Source organism: Paenarthrobacter sp. NPDC090522 (assembly GCF_044769225.1).
In the GTDB taxonomy this organism is placed as follows: domain Bacteria; phylum Actinomycetota; class Actinomycetes; order Actinomycetales; family Micrococcaceae; genus Arthrobacter.
In genome coordinates this window covers 73,010-93,709 of record NZ_JBIVXL010000011.1, presented here as the reverse complement: position 1 = coordinate 93,709, position 20,700 = coordinate 73,010, and the positions used below count along the sequence as shown (strand labels likewise).

At 63.5% G+C, this 20,700-nt stretch carries 23 protein-coding genes; 14 read left to right on the top strand and 9 right to left on the bottom strand.

Annotation, left to right across the window (positions count from 1 at the left end; genetic code table 11):
* Window positions 1-48 precede the first annotated feature (48 nt).
* From ACIQT2_RS15490 to ACIQT2_RS15480, 3 genes are all read left to right on the top strand, one after another.
* A complete protein-coding gene (locus ACIQT2_RS15490; protein ID WP_400333246.1) occupies window positions 49-1,389 on the top strand; it encodes an MFS transporter in 1,341 nt (446 codons plus the stop codon).
* Window positions 1,390-1,462: 73 nt separating this feature from the next.
* A complete protein-coding gene (locus tag ACIQT2_RS15485) occupies window positions 1,463-2,212 on the top strand; it encodes an SDR family oxidoreductase (protein WP_400333249.1) in 750 nt (249 codons plus the stop codon).
* 206 nt (window positions 2,213-2,418) lie between these two features.
* Window positions 2,419-2,652: a hypothetical protein gene (locus tag ACIQT2_RS15480; RefSeq protein ID WP_400333252.1), complete on the top strand. Its 234-nt coding sequence runs from the start codon at window positions 2,419-2,421 to the stop codon at window positions 2,650-2,652.
* 184 nt (window positions 2,653-2,836) lie between these two features.
* Here ACIQT2_RS15480 and ACIQT2_RS15475 read toward each other — a convergent pair whose 3' ends face one another.
* From ACIQT2_RS15475 to purB, 4 genes are all read right to left on the bottom strand, one after another.
* A complete protein-coding gene (locus ACIQT2_RS15475) occupies window positions 2,837-3,271 on the bottom strand; it encodes an acyl-CoA thioesterase (protein ID WP_397324526.1) in 435 nt (144 codons plus the stop codon).
* Between the two features lie 79 nt (window positions 3,272-3,350).
* Complete coding sequence (locus ACIQT2_RS15470) at window positions 3,351-3,854, bottom strand: GNAT family N-acetyltransferase (protein WP_400333255.1); 504 nt, start codon at window positions 3,852-3,854, stop codon at window positions 3,351-3,353.
* Window positions 3,855-4,052: 198 nt separating this feature from the next.
* A complete protein-coding gene (locus ACIQT2_RS15465; protein ID WP_402948064.1) occupies window positions 4,053-4,709 on the bottom strand; it encodes a histidine phosphatase family protein in 657 nt (218 codons plus the stop codon).
* 287 nt (window positions 4,710-4,996) lie between these two features.
* On the bottom strand, window positions 4,997-6,403 hold the full coding sequence (gene purB, locus ACIQT2_RS15460; protein WP_402948061.1) for an adenylosuccinate lyase: 1,407 nt from the start codon (window positions 6,401-6,403) through the stop codon (window positions 4,997-4,999).
* A gap of 167 nt (window positions 6,404-6,570) precedes the next feature.
* On the opposite strand from purB, the gene ACIQT2_RS15455 reads away from it, so the two are divergent.
* The 3 genes from ACIQT2_RS15455 to ACIQT2_RS15445 all read left to right on the top strand — a co-directional run bounded on the left by ACIQT2_RS15455 (window position 6,571) and on the right by ACIQT2_RS15445 (window position 8,302).
* Window positions 6,571-6,882 (top strand): hypothetical protein, encoded by a 312-nt coding sequence (locus ACIQT2_RS15455; protein ID WP_402948058.1) that lies wholly within the window; start codon window positions 6,571-6,573, stop codon window positions 6,880-6,882.
* Window positions 6,883-6,977: 95 nt separating this feature from the next.
* Window positions 6,978-7,802 carry a hypothetical protein gene (locus ACIQT2_RS15450; protein ID WP_402948055.1) on the top strand — a complete coding sequence of 275 codons (825 nt, stop codon included), beginning with the start codon at window positions 6,978-6,980 and terminating at the stop codon, window positions 7,800-7,802.
* Between the two features lie 35 nt (window positions 7,803-7,837).
* Window positions 7,838-8,302, top strand: a complete 465-nt coding sequence (locus tag ACIQT2_RS15445) for a hypothetical protein (protein WP_402948052.1) — start codon at window positions 7,838-7,840, stop codon at window positions 8,300-8,302.
* 101 nt (window positions 8,303-8,403) lie between these two features.
* Here ACIQT2_RS15445 and ACIQT2_RS15440 read toward each other — a convergent pair whose 3' ends face one another.
* On the bottom strand, window positions 8,404-8,832 hold the full coding sequence (locus tag ACIQT2_RS15440; RefSeq protein ID WP_397324536.1) for a phage holin family protein: 429 nt from the start codon (window positions 8,830-8,832) through the stop codon (window positions 8,404-8,406).
* 138 nt (window positions 8,833-8,970) lie between these two features.
* On the opposite strand from ACIQT2_RS15440, the gene ACIQT2_RS15435 reads away from it, so the two are divergent.
* From ACIQT2_RS15435 to ACIQT2_RS15415, 5 genes are all read left to right on the top strand, one after another.
* Complete coding sequence (locus ACIQT2_RS15435) at window positions 8,971-10,089, top strand: histidinol-phosphate transaminase (RefSeq protein WP_402948049.1); 1,119 nt, start codon at window positions 8,971-8,973, stop codon at window positions 10,087-10,089.
* Between the two features lie 151 nt (window positions 10,090-10,240).
* Window positions 10,241-11,425 carry a pyruvate dehydrogenase (acetyl-transferring) E1 component subunit alpha gene (pdhA, locus tag ACIQT2_RS15430; RefSeq protein WP_402948047.1) on the top strand — a complete coding sequence of 395 codons (1,185 nt, stop codon included), beginning with the start codon at window positions 10,241-10,243 and terminating at the stop codon, window positions 11,423-11,425.
* A complete protein-coding gene (locus tag ACIQT2_RS15425; protein WP_402948044.1) occupies window positions 11,425-12,405 on the top strand; it encodes an alpha-ketoacid dehydrogenase subunit beta in 981 nt (326 codons plus the stop codon). The genes pdhA and ACIQT2_RS15425 overlap by 1 nt, the downstream gene beginning before the upstream one ends.
* A 53-nt stretch (window positions 12,406-12,458) precedes the next feature.
* The gene (locus ACIQT2_RS15420; RefSeq protein WP_402948041.1) at window positions 12,459-14,081 is read left to right on the top strand and encodes a 2-oxo acid dehydrogenase subunit E2; all 1,623 of its coding nucleotides are present in this window, start codon (window positions 12,459-12,461) and stop codon (window positions 14,079-14,081) included.
* Window positions 14,082-14,103: 22 nt separating this feature from the next.
* Window positions 14,104-14,721 (top strand): phosphatase PAP2 family protein, encoded by a 618-nt coding sequence (locus ACIQT2_RS15415; RefSeq protein ID WP_402948191.1) that lies wholly within the window; start codon window positions 14,104-14,106, stop codon window positions 14,719-14,721.
* A gap of 73 nt (window positions 14,722-14,794) precedes the next feature.
* Here the strand turns inward: ACIQT2_RS15415 and ACIQT2_RS15410 are convergent, their stop codons facing one another.
* From ACIQT2_RS15410 to ACIQT2_RS15400, 3 genes are all read right to left on the bottom strand, one after another.
* Window positions 14,795-15,133, bottom strand: a complete 339-nt coding sequence (locus tag ACIQT2_RS15410; protein WP_402948038.1) for a hypothetical protein — start codon at window positions 15,131-15,133, stop codon at window positions 14,795-14,797.
* Between the two features lie 145 nt (window positions 15,134-15,278).
* Entirely contained in the window at window positions 15,279-15,707 is a 429-nt protein-coding gene (locus ACIQT2_RS15405) for a universal stress protein (RefSeq protein ID WP_400333283.1), read from the bottom strand.
* Complete coding sequence (locus ACIQT2_RS15400) at window positions 15,704-17,011, bottom strand: PLP-dependent aminotransferase family protein (protein WP_402948034.1); 1,308 nt, start codon at window positions 17,009-17,011, stop codon at window positions 15,704-15,706. Before ACIQT2_RS15400 ends, ACIQT2_RS15405 begins: the two co-directional genes overlap by 4 nt.
* Window positions 17,012-17,123: 112 nt before the next feature.
* On the opposite strand from ACIQT2_RS15400, the gene ACIQT2_RS15395 reads away from it, so the two are divergent.
* The 3 genes from ACIQT2_RS15395 (at window position 17,124) to ACIQT2_RS15385 (ending at window position 19,678) form a co-directional block, all read left to right on the top strand.
* Window positions 17,124-17,972, top strand: a complete 849-nt coding sequence (locus ACIQT2_RS15395; protein ID WP_400333289.1) for an isocitrate lyase/phosphoenolpyruvate mutase family protein — start codon at window positions 17,124-17,126, stop codon at window positions 17,970-17,972.
* A 103-nt stretch (window positions 17,973-18,075) separates the two neighbouring features.
* A complete protein-coding gene (locus ACIQT2_RS15390; protein ID WP_402948031.1) occupies window positions 18,076-19,158 on the top strand; it encodes a hypothetical protein in 1,083 nt (360 codons plus the stop codon).
* The gene (locus ACIQT2_RS15385) at window positions 19,139-19,678 is read left to right on the top strand and encodes a hypothetical protein (RefSeq protein WP_402948029.1); all 540 of its coding nucleotides are present in this window, start codon (window positions 19,139-19,141) and stop codon (window positions 19,676-19,678) included. The genes ACIQT2_RS15390 and ACIQT2_RS15385 overlap by 20 nt, the downstream gene beginning before the upstream one ends.
* Window positions 19,679-19,713: 35 nt before the next feature.
* Here ACIQT2_RS15385 and ACIQT2_RS15380 read toward each other — a convergent pair whose 3' ends face one another.
* Window positions 19,714-20,610, bottom strand: a complete 897-nt coding sequence (locus tag ACIQT2_RS15380) for a hypothetical protein (RefSeq protein WP_402948026.1) — start codon at window positions 20,608-20,610, stop codon at window positions 19,714-19,716.
* Window positions 20,611-20,700 lie beyond the last annotated feature (90 nt).

Here is a 20,700-nt window from a genome sequence, read left to right as displayed (position 1 = left end):
CTCGTAACCCGTAGGCGTTGCTACGTTCATCCCCAGTAAGGAAAAGTCATGACCGCACCAGCAAATGCTGCGCCGGAGCAGCATGAGCGGCTCACAGGCCGCCAAACCCGCAAGGTTGTCACCGCAGGTTGTGTTGGCATCTTCGTGGAACTGTACGACAACGGCATTTTCGCCTTCATGGCGGGAACGCTGGCACTCGTGTTCCTGGCCCCCGGAAACCCGGACAACGCCCTGCTCTTTGTGTTCGCGGGCTACGCGGTCTCCTTCTTCGTCCGTCCGCTCGGCGCCATTGTGTGCGGCTACCTCGGCGACCGGATCGGCAGGCAGAAGCTACTGGTCTTCGTGATCATGCTCATCAGCATCGCCACCGCCGGCATCGGCCTCCTTCCGCCCTATGCGGCCATCGGCATTGCTGCCCCTATCCTGCTGGTCCTCCTGCGCCTCGTCCAGGGCTTCTCCGTGGGCGGCGAAGCCGCCGGCGCCATGACCTTCCTTGCTGAGCACGCCCCCGAGGGCAAGCGCGGCATCATCACCTCCTACGCCCAGATCGCGTCCTTCGCGGCACTGCTCACCGGTACCCTGGTTGCCTACGCCATGTCCCCGTGGCTCACCCAGGCAGCGATCGACGGCGGCGGCTTCGGTTCCTTCGCATGGCGCATCCCGTTCTTGGTCGCCATCCCCATGGGCATCATTGGCTGGTACATCCGCAAGGCCATCAGCGACACCCCCAACTTCGAAAAGCTCAAGGAAGAGGGCGGCCTGTCGAAGAACCCGCTCAAGGAAGCCCTGGCCAGCCCGGTCCACCGCCGCGCCATGCTCCTGGCACTCTTCATTCCGCTGATGAACGGCTCCGGCTACTACGTTCTCTTCTCCTACATGCCCACGTTCCTCAAGGGCAAGCAGCTCAACTTCACCATTGGCGAAGCCCTGCTGGTCACCGCCTGCAGCCTTGTGGTTATCTGCATTGCCATCCCGTTCATGGGCGCCCTGTCCGATCGCCTGGGACGCAAGAAGGTCATTGCCGGTTCGGCCATCGCCATGGCTGTCCTTGGCATCCCGTCCTACGCGCTGATCGCCACCGGCCAGATGGGCCTCGCCATCCTTGGTGCCTGCATCATGGCCGTCATCTTCGCCGGCCACACCGCTGTGATCCACATCCTGCTCGTGGAACTTTTCCCCACCCGGGTCCGCTACTCCGCCTACGGCGTGGGTTACAACATCTCCTCGGCCCTGTTCGGCGGCACCGCGCCGCTGCTCATGACCTGGCTGATCAGCAGCACCAACAACATCTACATGCCGGCCTTCTATGCAGTGGTCACCGCCTTGGGCACGCTCATTGCGGTCAGCACCGTCAAGGACCGCGCGCACGAACCACTGCGCGACGCCTAAGTATCTACAACCGGCGGGTGCTGTCAGTTGGTTGATGGTGCCCGCCCCTTTTCCCACCTTTTTGGAGGATCCCATGTCTTTTTCCGATTACACCACCGCCCTGGTCACGGGTGCGTCCACCGGTATGGGCGCCGCGATTGCTGAGCGCTTGGCCAAGCGCGGCCTCACGGTCCACGCCGTGGCCCGGAACGAGGAACGCCTGGCCGAACTGGCCGAGCGCACCGGGGCTGTCCCGCACGTGGTGGACCTGACCGACACCGCAGCGCTGGCCGCCGCCGTCGGGGACCTCAAAGTCGACGTGCTGGTCAACTGCGCCGGGGTCTCCCGTCCCGGGAACATCCTGGATTCTTCCGAACAGGACATTGACGAACTGGTGGACGTGAACCTGCGTGGCCTGCTCCAGCTCACCCGCCTGGTCCTGCCGGGCATGGTGGAACGGGACCTGGGCCACGTGGTCAACATCAGCTCCATCGCCGGGCTGTACAACTTCTACGGCCACACGGTCTACCACGCCACCAAGGCCGCGGTGCACCAGATCTCCCGGCAGTTGCGCAACGACACCGTGGGCAAGCGCATCCGTGTCACCGAGATCTGCCCGGGCCGGGTGGAGACGGAGATCTTCGGCCGGAACATGGGCGGCTCCCCGGAGGCCATGGAAGAGGCGTGGAAGACCTACTACGAAGGCTACGAATCCCTCACCACCGACGACATCGTCAACGCCCTGGACTACGCGATCGAAACCCCGCGCCACGTGAACGTGGGCATGCTCGAACTCATGCCCACCTTCCAGGTCCCCGGCGGACTCACCTTCGACCGGCGCTAACCCCTCCCCGGCGCTGAACCCGTTCCGGCGCTGTCACTTTCCAGTGCAGCGCTCCCACAGGTTCCGGTGGCACACACTCCCGTCACCGGAAAACACAAGCTGGCGGCCGCGTCCTACGCGGCCGCCAGCACCCGTATAAGCACCCCAGCCGGGGTCAATTCACACCCCGGGGTCAACTCGCACCCGCGCTGAATGAAAGTCACAGCATGAGAAGGGCACTGTGCCTCGCTGACCGCAAAGACTGGGACGCAGAGGACTTCGACAACCTGGATAACAACCGGCAGGAACCCCGTCGGCAGCAATTCGTTTGCCTCGCCTGCGGAGGCAAGGCAATCTTCCGCTCCGCAGGAAACACCCGCAAAGCAACCTTCAGCGCGCGGCACCTCTCCGATTGCTGCCTGAATGCCCAGGCTTGGACCGTGTTCCGGTACCTGCAGTAGGCGCGCGTACCGGGGGATTGTTCCTACGTCCGGCAATCACGCGCCCCCGAGGCCATGCCGCCCGGCAAGAGCGCTCGACGGCGGGCACGCGCCCGTTCCAACCATGCCGCCCGGCGAAAGCGTTCGACGGCGGGTACGCGCCCGTTCTAACCATGCCGCCCGCTAAAAAACCTCGGCGGGTGGTTCAGCCTGCTTCGGGCGTTTGGGTCAGGTGGTGCGTGGGGATCCGGTCCCGGTCATAGGTGATTTCGGTGTAGCCGTGAGGCTGGGGACGACCGTCCGCACCAAGATTCACGAACACGATTTCCTCGATGGTCAGGATGCTCTGGCGCGTGATCATGTTCCGGACTTCGGCCCGCATGGTCAGTGATGTCCGGCCAAATTTCTTGGCGGTCAGGCCCATCTCGATCAGGTCACCCTGCACGGCCGAGCTGACGAAGTTGATCTCCGAGATGTACTTGGTCACGGCACGGCCGTTGCCCAACTGGAGGATGGCGTAGATCGCGGCCTCTTCGTCGATCCACTTGAGCAGGCTGCCGCCAAAGAGCGTGCCGTTGGCGTTGAGGTCCTCGGGCCGCACCCATTTGCGCGTCCGGAAGGTAATGTCTGCTTTTTCCATATGCCGAGATTATCGAAGTGTACGGACGTGCGCCGGATGTTGCGTCTTCGCGGGCTTCACACCGGCAAGGGCGAGGGGCTCACGCCATGGCCGTATGCGATGCACTGTGGGAATCGATCTGCTTGGAATAGCAGTACGAACCGCTGACCCCGATGTACGGACCGAAATTTGGAACCTCCGCAAAGCCGGAGCTCTCGTAGAAGCTGCGTCCGTCCGATTGTGCCGACCCCGCTTCCGCCGCAATGACCGTGAATCCGTGCGAGTGTGCCTGTGCCTCAAGTGCCGCAAGGATGGAGCTGGCCACTTTCGACCCCCGGGCGTAAGGCACCACATACAGTCTCTTGACCTCAGCAGTGCGTTCATCGAGCATCCGAAGGCCGCCGCATCCGAGCGGCTGGCCCGAGCACTTTTCGTAGGCAACCACAAACACGGCTGTATCTGCTTCGGACGGCGGGGGACCCGGTTCGTGATCCGTGCTTCCGAATCGTGAGTCCAGCTCTGCCTGCTGGGCCGCACGGAGGTCCGCGCCCACGGGATTCGCCCAGGTGACCTGCCGGATGTTGAGCCGGGGATTCGTCTGCATGTGTGCCTCACTTCGTTTTGATTCCGCTGAGGTGTTGATGCGACTTAATCCTAGGAAGCAGCGGTTACCGCCGTGTTTCCTGTGCGTTAGCTTCGGGAGAACTGCAGTGGACGCCTCCCACCTCGCCTCGTGAGGCCCGCTTTACGCCCCATGGAGTGGCGTTCGCGCACAAAGCTGGTCCCGCAACGCGTGGTGAGGTCAGAAGGCTTCGCCGGTGGGGTCCTCTGTGGTCTGGTCTGCCAAGGCCAGTCCGCCCACGGGGATCTGGTCCCAATGGAGCACGCGCCAACCCTTCTTGGGGTCGCCCTCAAGTGCCACGATTCCCGTGTTCGGCAGCTGATGGGTTTCGGCGAACACCGTATCTATGTCTTCAGCCCTTCGTCCAGCCCAGCAACGGATGGCTGCGCCATGGCTGATGATTGCAGCCGTTGCATGGCCTGCTGCGGCCACCTTTTCCACCGATGCGTCGAACCTGGCGAAGAAATCGTGCCCTGTGAAGGCACCCGGCATCCGCATATCGAGGTCACCGCTGCTCCAAGCGAACACCGTGCCCATGTAGCGCCTGTGCGATTCATGGTCGGTCTTCTTCTCCAGCGAACCGGCCTCGATCTCATGGACACCATCCAGGATCTCCGGTTCCAGCCCAGTCGCCTTGGCCAAAGGAATCACAGTGCGCTGCGTGCGGAGCAGTGTGGAGGTGTACAAGGCCTCGATTGACTCGTCCTTGAGCGCCTCCGGCAACGCTGCTGCCTGCCGTTCGCCAAGCTCGGTGAGCCCGGGTCCCGGAAATGCCGTATCCAGCTCACCCGCGACGTTGCCGGGGGTCTGTCCGTGCCTGATCAACAGGAGCTTCATGGCTGCTCCGCTCCTCACTAGTAGCCGGGTTGCCGTACCGTGGTTCGCGTTCCCGCGATTCCGTAGTCCAGCCTAGCCTTCGGGTCTGACACCCAGCCCACCACCCGGTGGCCGCTCAGGTGGTCCCGCGTTTCCCAAACCCCAGGCAACGCCATGGAGTTGCAGTTAATGCACTGCAACTTTGGCATTGACTGCCGTCCCGGCACGCCCCAAAAGCCACAGCGGCGGGCAGGGCACCAGCCCGGCCCGCCGCCGTCGTTCGATTCTTGTTAATTGATCGAATCCAGTTACTGGAGGTGATCCACCAGCTTGTCGGCGATGCCCGTGTACTTGCCCGGAGTGAGGGCGAGAAGACGCGCTTCGGCGTCTGCAGAAAGGCCCAGGCCCTGAACGAATTCCTGCATGCGTGCTACGTCCACGCGCTGGCCTCGAGTGAGGTCCTTGAGGCGCTCGTAGGGGTTTTCCATACCGTCAACGCCAGCGATCGCCTCTGCGCGCATGACCATCTGAATGGCTTCGCCCAGGACTTCCCAGTTGGTGTCGAGGTCGCCGGCCAGAACGTCCTCGGCGACGTCGAGGGCCTTCAGGCCCTTGGCGACGTTGGAGATTGCCAGGAGCGAGTGGCCGAAGGCAACGCCAATGTTGCGCTGCGAGGAGGAGTCCGTCAGGTCACGCTGCCAGCGTGAGGTCACCAGCGTGGCACCGAGGGTGTCCAGGAGGCCGTTGGAGATCTCCAGGTTGGCTTCGGCGTTCTCGAAGCGGATCGGGTTGACCTTGTGAGGCATGGTGGACGAACCTGTGGCGCCAGCGACCGGAATCTGGCGGAAGTATCCGATGGAGATGTAGCTCCAGATGTCCGTGCAGACGTTGTGCAGGATGCGGTTGAAGCGGGCGATGTCCGCGTACAGCTCGGCCTGCCAGTCATGGCTTTCGATCTGCGTGGTCAGCGGGTTCCACGTGAGGCCCAGGCCTTCCACGAAGGACTTGGCGACGGCTTCCCAATCCGCGCTGGGCACGGAAGCAACGTGGGCCGCGTAAGTGCCGGTGGCTCCGTTGATCTTGCCGAGGTACTCGGTCTTCGCGATGCGGGCAAGCTGGCGGTTCAGGCGGTGTGCGATCACCGCAAGTTCCTTGCCAAGGGTGGTAGGCGTGGCGGGCTGTCCGTGGGTCCGCGACAGCATGGGAACAGTGCGGTTGGCTTCCGCCATGGCCTGGATCTGCTGGACCAGCGCGGTGGCGTTCGGGAGCCAAACGTCCTCAACGGCACCCTTGATGCCCACGGCGTAGGAGAGGTTATTGATGTCCTCGGACGTGCAGCCGAAGTGCACCATGGCAGTGAGGTTTTCGATGCCGATTGCAGGGAGCCTGCGGCCGATGTAGTACTCAACGGCCTTCACGTCGTGCACCGTTACGGCTTCGATTTCGGCCAGCTCGTTAACGGAGGCGGCGTCGAAACCGGTCACGATGGCGCGCAGCTTGGCGACCTGGTCATCGGACAGCGGACCTGCGCCCGGCAGGACGGACTGGCTGGTCAGGTGGATGAGCCACTCGACTTCGACGTGAACACGATCGCGGTTGAGGGCGGCCTCGGACAAGTAGTCAACGAGGGGCGCGACGGCGGCACGGTAGCGGCCGTCGAGGGCGCCAAGGGCGAGGGGTTCGGAAGCGAGGGACACGCGGGGGGATTCAGCCATGGTTCCTATTCTTTCATGCTCCCAGCTTGGGACCGGAGTTGGTGACGGTGCTATGTGGATACGGCTTGCGTTATCCACATAACCGGGTTGGCGCCTTCTGGCGTTGCCCGCACCCTCCGTAGCTTCGAAGTATCGATCAGCACCACAACCTTTGGAGTAAACGGACCATGAGCGTCGGCTTGATGCCTGCAGCCACCCCGCCCACTTTCGATCCTTTGGAGTGCGCCTCACGTGGCCACGAAGTCCAAAGGCTGGCATGGCGCATCAAGAAATGCGTGGATGACGTTGACGCTGTGCTGTCCAGTCTGCGGCGTGTGCAATTGGATGATTGGCAATCCCCGGCCGGAAACAAGTACAGGACCACGGTCGCAGTTCACGCCTCCGCACTCATGCGCGCCCGCGAGACTCTGGACGATGCCGCGGCGACGGTGCTTCGCCATTCCCGCAACGTAGGGGCCTCAGACAGGGCTGGCTTCTGATGTCCGATGCAGCACCCATCGGTGCAGGATCCGCACCTGACCCCACTCCGCCGGTGCCGGACGGAATCCTTCGCATACGAGGGGGTGTAGGCGGAATGTCGTTCCAGCTCGATGAGCTCCTCCAAGGTGCCGCGGTGCTTGATCAACTGGCACAGAGACTGATGAGCGTCGAGGTCGAGGCGCAGCGTGTGCAGGATGCATTGGAGCCCTTCTTATACGAGTCCTATGCTTCTGGGTGCGCCGCTCTTGATGCCGTGGCAGAAGGCAGGAAGCGGATTGCCGGCGTTCGTGCGGAATTGGTGGAGGTCAGCCGGGACGTCAGAGCCAGCAATCAGGCCTACGAGACCGCCGAGGCCAAGAACGCACTGCTCGCCAGGACAGGGCTGGACCCCTGGAAGACACTGGGCCTGGAGAATACGGGCAGGTTCAGCTTGCGGGACATCACGGATAACGTCCTCGGATTGGTCCTGTCAGCGTTCATGAATGTCCGGCAAGGCATGGTGCCCGGCGCGGCACTCGCTGTGGGTGTCATACCCGGACGATCGGACAGCGGCAGCGCCTTGCGTGACCTCCTGGCGTTGCCAGGCATGGAGAAGTTTCGGCCGCGTCCGGTGAAGGCCGAACAGATTGGACAGGGAGTGGAAACCGTGGATCCCTCCATGGCGGCAAACCTGAGAAGGCTTGACGAGATCCATGCCCGCGGTGAAGGGGAGATCGAGATCATCGAACTTCACCATGGTGCCTCTAGCACCTGGACGGTGTTGATCCCCGGGACGGAACCGGAAAAAGCCAACATGGGTGGTGCCAATCCCCTCGATGAGGCCGGAATCGCCGAGGCATTGGGCTATGGGTCCAAGACGTTATCCCTGCCATCACCCAAGCGCTTCACGAGGCGGGAGCTGAAGCAGGGGACCAAGTAATTGCGGTGTCTCACAGCCAAGGCGGAGTCCACGCAATGAACCTCACGCAGGACAAAGCGTTCCTCGCCGAGTTCGACCTCCGGTTTGTCCTGACGGCCGGCGCTCCGGTCGGGGGCGTTGCCGCTGGGCCGGGGATCAGCACCTTGCACCTGGAACACGCTGATGACTGGGTCCCCGGCTCAGACGGTCAGAAGAATCCGGACACCAAGGATCGCGTCACGGTAACTCTCACCAATCCCGCCCGCACACCGCCCGGGGAGGGGTTTGGCCTTGGTCCGGGGCACCGGTTGGAGACGTACGCCGTGGGAGCCGAGGAGATTGCCCGCAGTCAGGATCCCTCGCTTGTGGCGTCAGCGGGGGCGTACGCAGGGGCAGTTGGCGCTGGCGGAGCTGCGACGGTCACCAGGTTCAGGTTGGTTCGCGAAGCTATGCCTGAGAAGGTGCACAGCGATCCAAAACCCAGCGTGAGGCAGAGCAAATCCGAGGCCGGTACAAGGTGAGCCCCGCACAGCGGGCTCCGGGCGCAGCCATTGATGACGCAGCGGTTGGCGAGCCAAGGAAGGTGGGGACAGGGGTGGAGGGCTCTTCACCCCGGTGGGCCCTAGCGCTTGCCGGTACCCGGGATGAGGCCGGCCACCATGCTGACGATGCTGATGATGATGGAAGCCAGGATGGCCGTCCAGAAGAACGAGTCGATGGTCAGGTGCACGGGCGTGAAGCTGCTGAGCCAGGCTGTCAGGTACAACATGGCTGCATTGATCACGATGGTGAACAGTCCAAGGGTCAAGATGGTCACGGGCAGCGAGAGGATCTTCACCAAAGGCCTCACAAACGCGTTGACGATGCCGAAAATCAACCCGATGAAGAGGTACGCCAGGACGATGCCCACTGTGTCTGCGTTATCCGTCAGTCCCGCATTCGTGGCGGCTTTTTCTGTGGCTGTGGTCGAGATTTCCAAGCCAGTCAGGAGCCAACTGGCCACCCACAAGGCAAGTCCATTGATGATGACGCGAACGATGAAGGAACCCATGGGTCCAATGCTTCCATATCCAGCTGTGTCCAGGCTGGACTCCGCAGATTCGTGGCGGGCGCGGGAACCCGGGCGAGGGGTCTGGTGCCGGCACCGGAGAACCCCGGTCGCGGGTTGGGTGCCAGTAGGCTTGAAGCCATGACTACTACTGACAACGTGCCGGAGGGCGTACTCCCCCGCCCGGTCGTAGACAGGCTTCCAAAGTATGCCGCGGGCAAACCCCCGGCTCCCATTGAGGGCCTCACCAGCTACAAATTGTCGTCCAACGAAAATCCGCTTCCCCCGATTCCTGCAGTGTTGCAGGCCATCGCGGACCAGTCGGACATCAACCGCTATCCCGACCCCCTGGCAAGCAAGCTGCGGAACGCGCTCGCAGAGTTCCTGGATATTCCGGCTGACGACGTCGTCACCGGTGCGGGGAGCCTGGGAGCGCTGAACCAGATCCTCACCACATTTGCCGGTCAAAACGATGACGGCAAAGCGGACGAGGTGATCTACGCCTGGCGTTCCTTCGAGGCCTACCCCATTTGTGTTGGCCTCGCGGGCGCTGCAAGCGTGCAGATTCCGTTGCTCGACGATGGGCGCCATGATCTGGACACCATGGCTGCGGCGGTCACGGTGCGGACCAAAGTGATCCTGCTGTGCACTCCGAACAATCCAACGGGCCCCATCCTTACCGCCGAGGAAACCGAGCGTTTCATCCAATCGGTGCCGCCGAACGTGGTCATCGTCATCGACGAGGCCTACCAGGAATTCGTGCGTGATGCCGCGGCCGTGGATGGCATCAAGCTGTACCGGAAATATCCGAATGTGGTGGTTCTCAGGACCTTCTCCAAAGCCCATGGGCTGGCAGGTTTGCGGGTCGGCTACAGCGTTTCCGGTCCGTTGCTTACACAACACCTGCGTGTCACGGCCACGCCATTTGCGGTTTCCCAAATTGCTGAACGTGCGGCAATCACTTCCTTGCAGAATTTCGACCAGGTTGTTGAAAGGGTACAAAGCCTGGTGGACGAGCGGGACCGCGTCACCAGAGGCCTCAGGGAGCTCGGTTGGTTCGTTCCCGAGGCGCAGGGAAACTTCGTTTGGTTGAATTTTGGCGAGCACAGTGGCGAATTCGCGGCCCTTGCGGGCGAGCAGGCATTGTCCGTACGCGCTTTCGGCAGCGAGGGTGTCAGGGTCAGCGTCGGAGAGGTCGAAGCGAACACCCGGTTCCTCGCCCTCTGTGCAGGTTATACAAAGGCACCGCTGGGTTCCTAGCGGTTAACAAATGCGCCTTCGCTACTTACTGCCTATAAAGTAAGGACCGAAAGCCAAAATATATGCCTATTCAGGAATGCATTCCTGAATAGGCATATATCCCAGCGACAGACGTTGCCCGGCCACTGGCCGCAGCAAGCAAGGAGACGGAATGGGCTCGACACAACTGCCCCCTGGGGCCGAGGAAACTCTGGCGGCAACGTCTGCGGCAGTGGCCGCGGACGATTCCGTGGAGATGGTCCAGTTGCTCGGCCCTGACGGAAAGATGGGCACCGATCCGGTCTTCTCGGATCACGCCAAGCGGATCGACCCCGAGAAGTTGCGCGTTTTCTATGCTGACATGGCCAAAATCCGCCGGTTCGACCAAGAGGCCACGGCGCTCCAGCGGCAGGGCGAGCTTGCTCTCTGGGTTCCGTTGACGGGCCAGGAAGCGGCCCAGATCGGTTCTGGCCACGCGAGCCAAGCCCAGGACTACATCTTCCCGACGTACCGCGAACACGGCGTCGCACTGGTCCGTAACGTGGACCTCGCGGAGTTGCTGAGGCAGTTCCGCGGAATCTCCAACGGTGGCTGGGATCCGCGCCAGAACAATTTCCACCTCTACACCCTGGTTCTTGCGGCGCAGACGCTGCACGCGGTGGGCTATGCCATGGGCATCCAGCGCGACCAGAAGTCGGCTGCGGATTCAACCGACCCCAAGGCCGCCGTCATCGCCTACTTCGGGGACGGTGCAAGTTCCGAGGGTGACGTCCATGAGGCCATGGTCTTCGCTGCCTCATACGACGCTCCCGTGGTGTTCTTCTGCCAGAACAACCACTGGGCCATCTCCGTGCCCACGGAAGTCCAGACGAAGGTGCCGCTGGCGAACCGCGCGAAAGGCTATGGTTTCCCGGGCATCCGCGTGGACGGGAATGACGTCATCGCCGTGCACGCTGTCACCGAATGGGCCCTGGAACACGCACGCGAGGGTCGAGGCCCGGTGCTGATCGAGGCCTACACCTACCGGCTTGGCGCACACACCACCGCTGACGATCCCACCAAATACCGCGAGTCGGCAGAAGAAGCTGCCTGGCGTGCGAAGGATCCGCTGGATCGCCTGGAGAAGTACCTGCGTTCCGAGGGCCTTGCCGATGACGCTTTCTTTGAGCAGGTCAAGGCCGACGGCGACGAACTCGCCACCTACGTCCGTGAAACAACCCATGGCCTGGAAGTCCCGAACATCCGGGACGCCTTCGCCAACGTGTACGCCGAACAGCATCCGCTGATCGCGGAAGAACTGGCCTGGTTCGAGGAGTACTCGGCAGGCTTCGAAAGCGACGAGGAGGCAGCTAACTGATGGTAACCATGACCATTGCCAAGGCCATCAACGAGGGCCTGCGCGCCTCCCTGAAGAGCAACCCGAAATCCCTGCTGATGGGCGAGGATATCGGGCATCTGGGCGGCGTCTACCGCGTCACTGACGGCCTCATCAAGGAGTTCGGCGAAGACCGTGTAGTGGACAGTCCCTTGGCCGAATCCGGAATCGTGGGAACGGCGATCGGCCTGGCCCTGCGCGGCTACTCGCCGGTGTGCGAGATCCAGTTCGATGGGTTCGTCTTCCCGTCCTTCAACCAGATCACCACCCAATTGGCCAAGATCCATGCCCGCAGCCATGGCCAACTGACGGTACCCGTAGTCATCCGCATCCCCTACGGCGGCGGCATCGGCTCGGTGGAACACCACTCCGAATCGCCCGAGGCACTCTTCGCCCATACGGCCGGCCTGCGCATCATCTCTCCGTCCAACCCGCACGATGCCTACTGGATGATCCAGAAGGCCGTCGAATGCCAGGACCCCGTGATCTTCTTCGAGCCCAAGCGCCGGTACTGGCTCAAGGGTGAGGTGGACGTGGAAAACGCGGGCCTTTCCGAGGATGCGTTCAAGGCGCACGTGATCCGCGAGGGCACGGACGCCACCATCGTCGCCTACGGCCCGTTGGTACCGGTGGCACTGGCCGCTGCCAACGCTGCGGCGGAGGACGGCCGGAGTATCGAAGTCATCGACCTCCGCTCCATTTCCCCGCTGGATTTCGACACCATCGAGGAATCGGTCAAAAAGACCGGTCGCCTGATCGTGGCCCACGAGGCACCCACTTTCGGCGGAATCGGCGGTGAGATCGCAGCACGCATCACCGAGCGGGCTTTCCTTCACCTAGAGGCTCCTGTGATCCGCGTCGGCGGCTTCCACATGCCTTACCCCGTTGCGAAGGTCGAAGAGGACTACTTGCCGGACATCGACAAGATCCTCGAAGCACTCGACCGCTCCCTGGCCTACTAACCCGCCCTGATCCAGCCCGCTTCTGCAGGGCGCACGGAAATCCGAGGACCACTGTGACTGTAAAGAAATTCAACCTGCCGGATGTCGGCGAAGGCCTCACCGAAGCCGAGGTAGTGGCTTGGAAGGTCAAGCCCGGCGACACCGTCGCGATCAACGACGTCCTGTGCGAGATCGAGACAGCCAAATCGCTTGTTGAGCTCCCTTCGCCTTTCGCCGGCACGGTTACGGAGCTCCTTGTCGAGGAAGGAATCACGGTTGAGGTGGGTACGCCCATCGTCGCCGTCTCGGACAACCAGCCCGGTGAAGATTCTCCGCAGGCGCCGGCACCCTCCGCGGATGAGGTCTTCACCCCGATCCACGGAAAGCTGTCTTCGGACCAGGCAGTCACGCCCACCTACGGCAAACTGCCCGTGGACTCCGGCGATACCCTCGCAGGTGGCCCGCTGGTAGGTTCCGGTCCAAAGGCCGACGCCGTCAAGCGCCGCCCGCGCAAACGTCCGGCCGCTGCTTCGGCCGGCTCGGTCCGGGTTGACGAAAACGCCGAAGGCACCGTGCAGGACCACCAGTCCGTGCTCGAAGCCCAAGCAGCCGTGACATCGGTGACGCACAGGCCGCACCCGGCTCCCGCCGTCGTCCGTCCTGCTGCACCTGCCCAAACCTCCCCGGCCCAAACTGCGTCGCCTCAAACCGCGCCGGCGGTGCAGAGCCAGCCCGACGTCCAGCAGCCGGCCGCATCCCGCGGCGCTGCGATCAGTGGAACCATCAGCGGATTGGTGAACAAGGTGCTGGCCAAGCCGCCGGTGCGGAAGTTTGCCCGGGACCTTGGTATCGACCTCGCCGACGTCGTAGCTACCGGGCAGCGCGGTGAGGTGACCCGGGAGGACCTGGTGAGCTACCAGGCGCAGCGGGACGCGGAATTGGACCAGGCGGACTCGTTCTGGGGCGCCTCCAAGAAACCGCAGGACCAGCGGATCGAGCGCGTGCCCGTGAAGGGTGTTCGCAAGGCGACGGCCAAGGCCATGGTGGATTCGGCTTTCACAGCGCCGCACGTCAGCATCTTCGTGGATGTCGACGCAAGCCGGACCATGGAATTCGTGAAGCGCCTCAAGGCTTCGCGGGACTTCGAAGGCATCAAGGTTTCACCGCTGCTCATCCTTGCCAAGGCAGTCATTTGGGCGGCCGCGCGGAATCCCAGCGTCAATGCCACGTGGGTGGAAAACGCAGACGGTAACGGTGGCGCCGAAATCCAGATCAAACACTTCATGAACCTTGGCATTGCTGCTGCCACGCCGCGCGGTCTCATGGTCCCGAACATCAAGGACGCCCAGGACCTCTCCCTCAAGGAGTTGGCTTTGGCACTCAACGAGCTGGCAACCAAAGCACGTGCCGGGAAGACGCAGCCCGCCGAGATGCAGAGTGGCAGCCTGACCATCACCAATATCGGAGCCCTTGGCATCGATACCGGAACGCCCATCATCAACCCGGGTGAGGTGGCGATCATCGCGTTCGGCACCATCAAGCAGAAGCCGTGGGTCCTGGACGGCGAGGTGATCCCGCGCTGGATCACCACGCTGGGAGGCTCCTTCGACCACCGCGTGGTGGATGGCGATCTGTCCGCACGCTTCATGGCGGATGTCGCCGCGATCCTGGAAGAACCGGCGCTGCTGCTTGACTGACCGCAAGGCCACTGCAGCTTCGATAGTTACCGAGCCACAGCTCGTCACGGGAACGTGGCGGACTGTGGCGCGGGTGTTGACGGAGGTCTTCCAGCCGCCGGTGGTGGTGAGCGTCCTCCTGCTGATCAGCCCGGCCATCGAACCCGGTTTCCCTGGAACAATCTGGTTTGGCTTGTTGGCCGCCTTCTTCGTGTGTGTCCTGCCCTTGGCCTACGTCCTGGTGATGGTGAAACTGGGCAGGATCACGGACCACCACGTCAGCGATCGCCGCCAGCGCACTCCCTTGCTGCTGCTGGCGTTGGCATCGGTGGTGGCCGGCCTCCTGGTGCTCCAATGGCTGCACGGGCCGGTGAGCATCACCGTCATGATCATTGCCCTGATTGGCGGGATCGCGGTTCTGGCCGTCGTCAGCGCTTTTTGGAAGATGAGCGGGCACGCCTCGGCCATCTCATCGGCGGCGGTCATCGCGGTGTTCATGTTTGGCCCGGCTTGGCTGCCCTTGTTGCTGCTGATCCCGGCTGTGGGCTGGTCCCGCGTGGTGCTGCGGGCCCACACGTTGGCGCAAGTCGTTGTGGGCTCCGTCTTCGGCGGCGGCGTCATTGCCGGCCTGTGGCTGCTGCTCCGCGAGTGGATGCTCTGACTCGGAAGACGCTTTAAACAGCAATGCCGCCGGATCCCCGGCGGCATTCTTGCTGTTCCTGGTGGAGCGGCGCTTAGAAGGCGGGGTAGTTAACCAGCAGCGCTTGAAGCTCCGAGGTAGACATGTTGTTGGCCATCTCCACGCTGATGCCCATGGCAACGGCGGCTACGGTGAGCATGGCAACCAAGGCCACGGAGAGGAAGCGCCAGTCCTTACGGAAGACGCTGCCGATGGTTTCCGGCATTTCCAGCTGCGGGGCGATCAGATTGGGGGCGCTGTCCCAGGAACCGTCGTCGAGGAGCGCAATGATGCGGTCGTTGCTGCGGTCGAAGTGCATGGTGCTGATGTTGTTGCCGTGGCGGGCAAGCAGGATGTCGTGTCCGACGCGCTGACGAGGCTGCAAAGTAAGCAAAGAAAGATCCCCTGAAATCGAAAGAGTGGTGGTGGCTCACGCCATTGGGGGCATCTCAATTTTATAACGGTTGCTTGTGCGAACTTGTCCAAAAGACGCCAAAAGCCGGGTGAGGCTGCCCACCCGGCGGCGTGATTCGGATCGCTTAAGGTTCGTCGGTCTTGGCGATGTAGACATCGCAGGGAGCGTTGTGGGCCACGGTGTTCGCCACGCTTCCCAGCACCCGGCCGAGGCCCTGCATGCGGCGGTTACCCACCACGATCAGGGCGGCGTCAAGCACTTCGGCTTCCTTGACCAAGGCTTCTCCAGGCTTGCCCCGCGCCGAGGAGTAGGTGACTTCAAGCCGCTCGTCCTGCAGCTGTTCGGCGACGGCGCGTGCCACTGCTTCAGCTTCGGCGGCATCGGAGACGATCCAGCGATCGGTACCGATCTCCACCACTTCGGTCCTGTTGCTGTCGAAAGCGCTGACCACGCGAAGGGAGGCGCCCAGTCCGATGGCGAGTTGCTGCGCGGCTTTGGCTGCCCGCAGCGCAGTTTCGCTGCCGTCGACTCCTACAATGACAACTCCGGTCATAGCGATGCTCCTTCATTGCTGGCTTGGATGGCCGCTGCGAGTACAGGGGCCAGACGGCGTACGCCTTCGGCAATGGTAGCCGGAGGTACCGCGCTGAACGCGAGGCGAAGCTTGTTGGAAGGCCCGTCGGCAGGGACGAATGCTGCTCCGGGTATGAACACCACGCCGGCGTCGATGGCCTTGCCCAGCAAGGGGTAGGTGTCCACGCCCTCGGGCAGTGTCACCCAGACGAAGAAGCCGCCATCGGGCCTGGTCCAGGTCAGCCCGGACGGCATGTGCTCGTCAAGGGCGGAGAGCAGGGCCTGGCAGCGTTCGGCGTAGAGGGAGCGGTAGGTGTCGATCTGCCCGCGCCAGTCGTAGTCACGGAGGTAGGCCGAAATCAGCATCTGGTTCAGCGGCGGCGGGCACAGCGTGACGGATTCGGAGGCCAGGTAGAAGCGCCGCTGCAAGTGCGCGGGAACCAGGGCCCAGCCAATCCGGAGGCCGGGCGCGAAGATCTTGGAGAACGAGCCGAGGTAGATCACGTCGTCCGGGTTGGCTGCGCGCATGGGTGCGATCGGATGGCCGTCGAAGCGCAGCAAACCGTAGGGGTTGTCTTCCAGGACCAGAATATTCGCGGCACGGCATATATCGACGATCCGCTGCCTGCGCTCTTGGCTCAAGGTGATGCCGGACGGATTGTTGAAGTTGGGGATCGTGTACAGGAACTTGATGTTCTTGCCCGCGGACTGGAGTGCCGCAATCCTGGCCTCCAGAAGCTCAGGCACCAGGCCGTCGTCGTCCATTTCCACAGGCTCAACCTGCACTTGGTATGCCTCGAACGTGTTCAGGGCGCCAACGTAGGTTGGGTTTTCCACCAGGACAACGTCGCCCGGATTGCAGAAAACCTTCGTTGCTACGTCCTGGGCTGACTGCGACCCGGCGGTGATCACCACGTTCTCCGGCGCAGCGTCGGTGATGCCCTCGGCGGCCATGACTTCGCAGATCTGCCGGCGCAACTCCTCGGTGCCCTGTCCGCCGCCGTACTGCAACGCCGTCATGCCTTCCTTGGCAATGATCCGGGATGCAGTTTCGCCGAGCTTTTCCAGCGGCAGCGACTGCAAGTAGGGATTCCCGCCCGCGAGCGAGACCAGTCCGGGCTGCATGGAGATATCGAAGACGTCCCTCACGGCGGACTGCTTGATGTTGGCGGCCCGCGCGGAGAACAATCCCTCGTGCGGGTGAGCGGCGGTAGCAGCGCGCTCGATGGCGTCGATGGCTTCAGCGGGCAGCGAAGTGCCGGCATCCAATGTTTCGTGGGTCACAATGTTCAGGATACTCCCGAAGGTTGCTAATGAGGCAACATATGTTTTCAAGATCTCTTTGCAATCCAGCGGGCGGCTTTACGGAGCCGCGGCCAAGGGCTGGAATGTACTCATGACATCGAACCGGGGATCCGTGACCAAGGCCGAACACTTCCACAAGCTCCACGATGCTGGGCCAACACCCTTGGTCCTGGTCAACGTGTGGGATGCGGCCTCCGCGCGGGTTGTCCAGGAAGCGGGGGCCACAGCCATCGCCACGTCAAGTTCCGCTGTCTCCTGGAGCCTGGGGTTCCGGGATGGCGACCACGTGCCGTGGGGTCTCGCGATGGCGGCGTTGGGGCGGGTGGTTTCCGCCACCAGCCTGCCGGTCACTGCCGATATCGAGACAGGCTACGGCAGGACTGACGACGAACTCCGCGCCACTATCCATGCAGTACTCGATGCGGGTGCCGTCGGCATCAACATTGAGGATTCCGCCGTCGAACCCCTCACGGACATCGCCGAGCAGTCCCGGCGCATCGCCCTCATCCGCGCCACTGCAGATGATCGGGGGATTCCGCTCTTCATCAACGCACGCACCGATACCTACTTGTCGGGGCTTTTCCCGGACAGTGCCTACGACGAGACGCTGACCCGGGCCGATGCCTACATCACGGCGGGTGCTGACGGTATTTTCGTTCCCGGAGTCGTCGATTTGCATGTGCTGCACGAGTTGTCCGGCCACATTCCCGCGCCGGTCAACGCGCTGGCGGGCGTAGGTGCACCATCTCCGCTGGAACTGCACGACGCCGGCGTCCGTCGCGTCAGCATCGGCGGCAACACCGCCAAGGCGGCCTACGCCAAGGTTGCGAGGGTGGCCAAGGAAATCCTCGGCGACGGCAACTGGGCCGGTTTGGCCGGCACTCGCAGCCATGACGAGATGGACTCGCTGTTTGCGCCGGGACCCAAGTACAGCATGTGACGCTGCCGCGGAGCCGGTAACTGTACGACGGCGGCACGCACCATATTGTCGGACCCCACCTATAGCTTGGGTTGAGTAAACGGAAAGGGCAGAGGAGGGCCGGATGGCAAGACGCAGTGTGCAGTTTTGGCGCATTGAGCAGCTCAACGGAGATGCCCTCACCCGGCCGTTCCCTGCTCGGCGCGTGGCCGACGTCGTCCGGAAAGCCCGCGAGGATGGCACCGACCGCCACTTCACCTGTTCCGATGGCACGGTCCTGCTGGCCCAAACGGCGGCAGTCTCGCCGAACCCCGTGCTGTTGCTGGACCGGGTACGGGATACCAACCTGCCCAGCGTCGGCGATGCCCTTGGCCGTCGTAAACCCCTGCCGTTGGCTCCCGGAGACCACCTTCTTGAAACCACTTACTTCGCCTTCCTGAAACGGAATGTCATCGCCGTGCTCACCAGCGGCAACGGCCCCAGGGCTTCGCGGATGGGGGAGTACCTGGGCGGGATGCTCGGACTGGAGCCCGCGCTGGTTCCCGTGGTCCGGGAGGACATTGAGGAGATCCTGACACGCTTGGAGGTGAGCCGCTTCGAGTTCGCCCTTCCGGCCGAACGGTTGTCCGGGAAGCTGATGGAAGGCGAATGGGCCGATGTCCTGGACAGCGCGTCCCGGCTCATGACCGAAGGCACGTTCCGGATCTCCTTGAGTGTAGGGCGGTCCGGCAAGGCCGAGGACAAGCAACGGATCCGCGACCGCATCCAGCAACTCATCGACCTTTTCCGGAGGGCCGGTTCCGTGGAGCACTTCGACTATGTGGTGGCCGAGGGCAAGGACTCACTGACCGGAGACCGCGAAGTCGTGGATCTGCTCAAGGAACGCTTCATCTCGCACATCGACGTTGATGCGGACGTGTTCAACGATCCCGCCAAATCGGTGGCAGAGGCCGTTGCCATCCTGAACAAGCAGGCCAGGGATAACGAGGCCTTCTTCGCCCGAACCCTCCCCGACACCAAGGGCGCGCCGGATAACGGTGCGGTGCCGGACCTCGTCGCTGGCGGCGTGGCCGCGGTCCGGGCGGCCATGGCTGCTGCCGTGACCAGCCGGGACGAACCCAAGCCCCAGGACGAACCCAAGCCCCAGGACGAACCCGAGTCCCGGGAAGCGCAAGGCGGTGCGGGCCATGAGCTTGTACGAGGTTGACATTGAACGCACTGGGCGGCGCCGGACACTGTGGCGCTGGTTCCTGCTTCATCCACGGGCGGACTACGCCTGGGCCACCCTGGCGGTCCTGTTGTGGCTCGGTGCCGCGTTGCTTTTCCGCCAGCCATTGATCCTTGAAGGCGTTGGACCGGGTGCCCGGCGAACCCTCTTCCAGACGTTGGCTACCCTTGCCGGTGCCACAGCGGGCTTGACCCTGACCAGTGTTTCCATGCTCATCAACGTCCTCGGCAAGAAGGCCGCGCCAGGACAACGTGAGCTGCCGCTGGAGAAGCTCACGGCCACGCACCGGCGCCAGATCGGCGAGGTCTTCCTGTTCGCCATCCCCGGTCTCGGGCTGCTCCTGGTTATTGCACTGGCAACCATGGTCCTGGAGGGCGATGCGCCTACCGGCCTGTGGGTCCCAGAGGCCGTGGTCTTCGTGCTGGCATTCGCGTCCGTCCTGTCCTTGCTGCGCGTTGCCTGGGCCCTCCGGCGTGTGCTGGCAATAGCCACGGCCTGAAGCAGCCCGCTACCTCGTTCCCGCCCCCGCGCGGCTCAGCGCAGGCTCAGCGCAACGTCCAGCGTCATCCCATTGATGTAGATCTCCGCCCGCGTCGCACCGCTGGCCGACACCACCGTGTGGGTCAACTGGGCTTCGATCCGTGGAATGTCGCACACGCCGCCTGGTCGGAGGGAGCCGGTCAGGTTCACCACCACCGTGGATCCGCTGACGTACCCGGACACGAACTGAAGGGAGGACGCGGCGAGGGAATCATAGAGCGCGGCGTCGTTGTCCAAGGGCATCCCCGCGCCCAGCAGCCGGCCGAGTGCCACGGTCAACGGATCGCCGGGTACGGCTGCACCCCGCACGGCCACCAGGCTGTCATTGCACCCGAACCGCACTCCCCGGGAGCCGCCGTCGTTGATGGCAACGTAGTAAACGGCGGGGCCGAGGTCCGCCGGAGGCTGCGCGGCGGCCGCCCGGGCGGCAGGAACAGCAGCGCCCTGCGACGTGGCCGGAGCGGATGTGGACGGCGCGGACGGCGCGGACGTGTACGGCGCGGATAAGGCTGGAGCCGTTGATGGCCCGACGGCGGCATCCGGGGTCGGTGGGCTGGTTGGGGCGCTGGACGTGGTCCCAGTGCCTGGACCGGAAGCCGTGGATGCAGGGGACGGAGAGGGGGAGGCGGCGGAGGCGGGTGCGGACTGCCCCGGGGCCGACGATACTGCCGACCCGTCGGTGAAAGTCGATGGCGTCGGCGAAGCAACAGGGTTCGAAGGCGAGAGACCGCTGGGATAAGGTCCAGCGGCAGCCGGGGAAGCAGTGCCAGACAAAACACCACCGCCCGGCGAAGCCTCCGGTGACGGGGTACAGCCAGCCACGAAGCAACTGGCCATGAGGCAGGCAGCCGCGATCGCCGTCGTACTTGGCAGTCCCCACCCGGCACGCATGACAGCCCCACGCTCCTGTCCGTTTACCTGTCCTCCAACGTTAGGCCGCCGGGGCGGCGAGGAACATGCCGCTTCGGTGTCGGTTCGGAC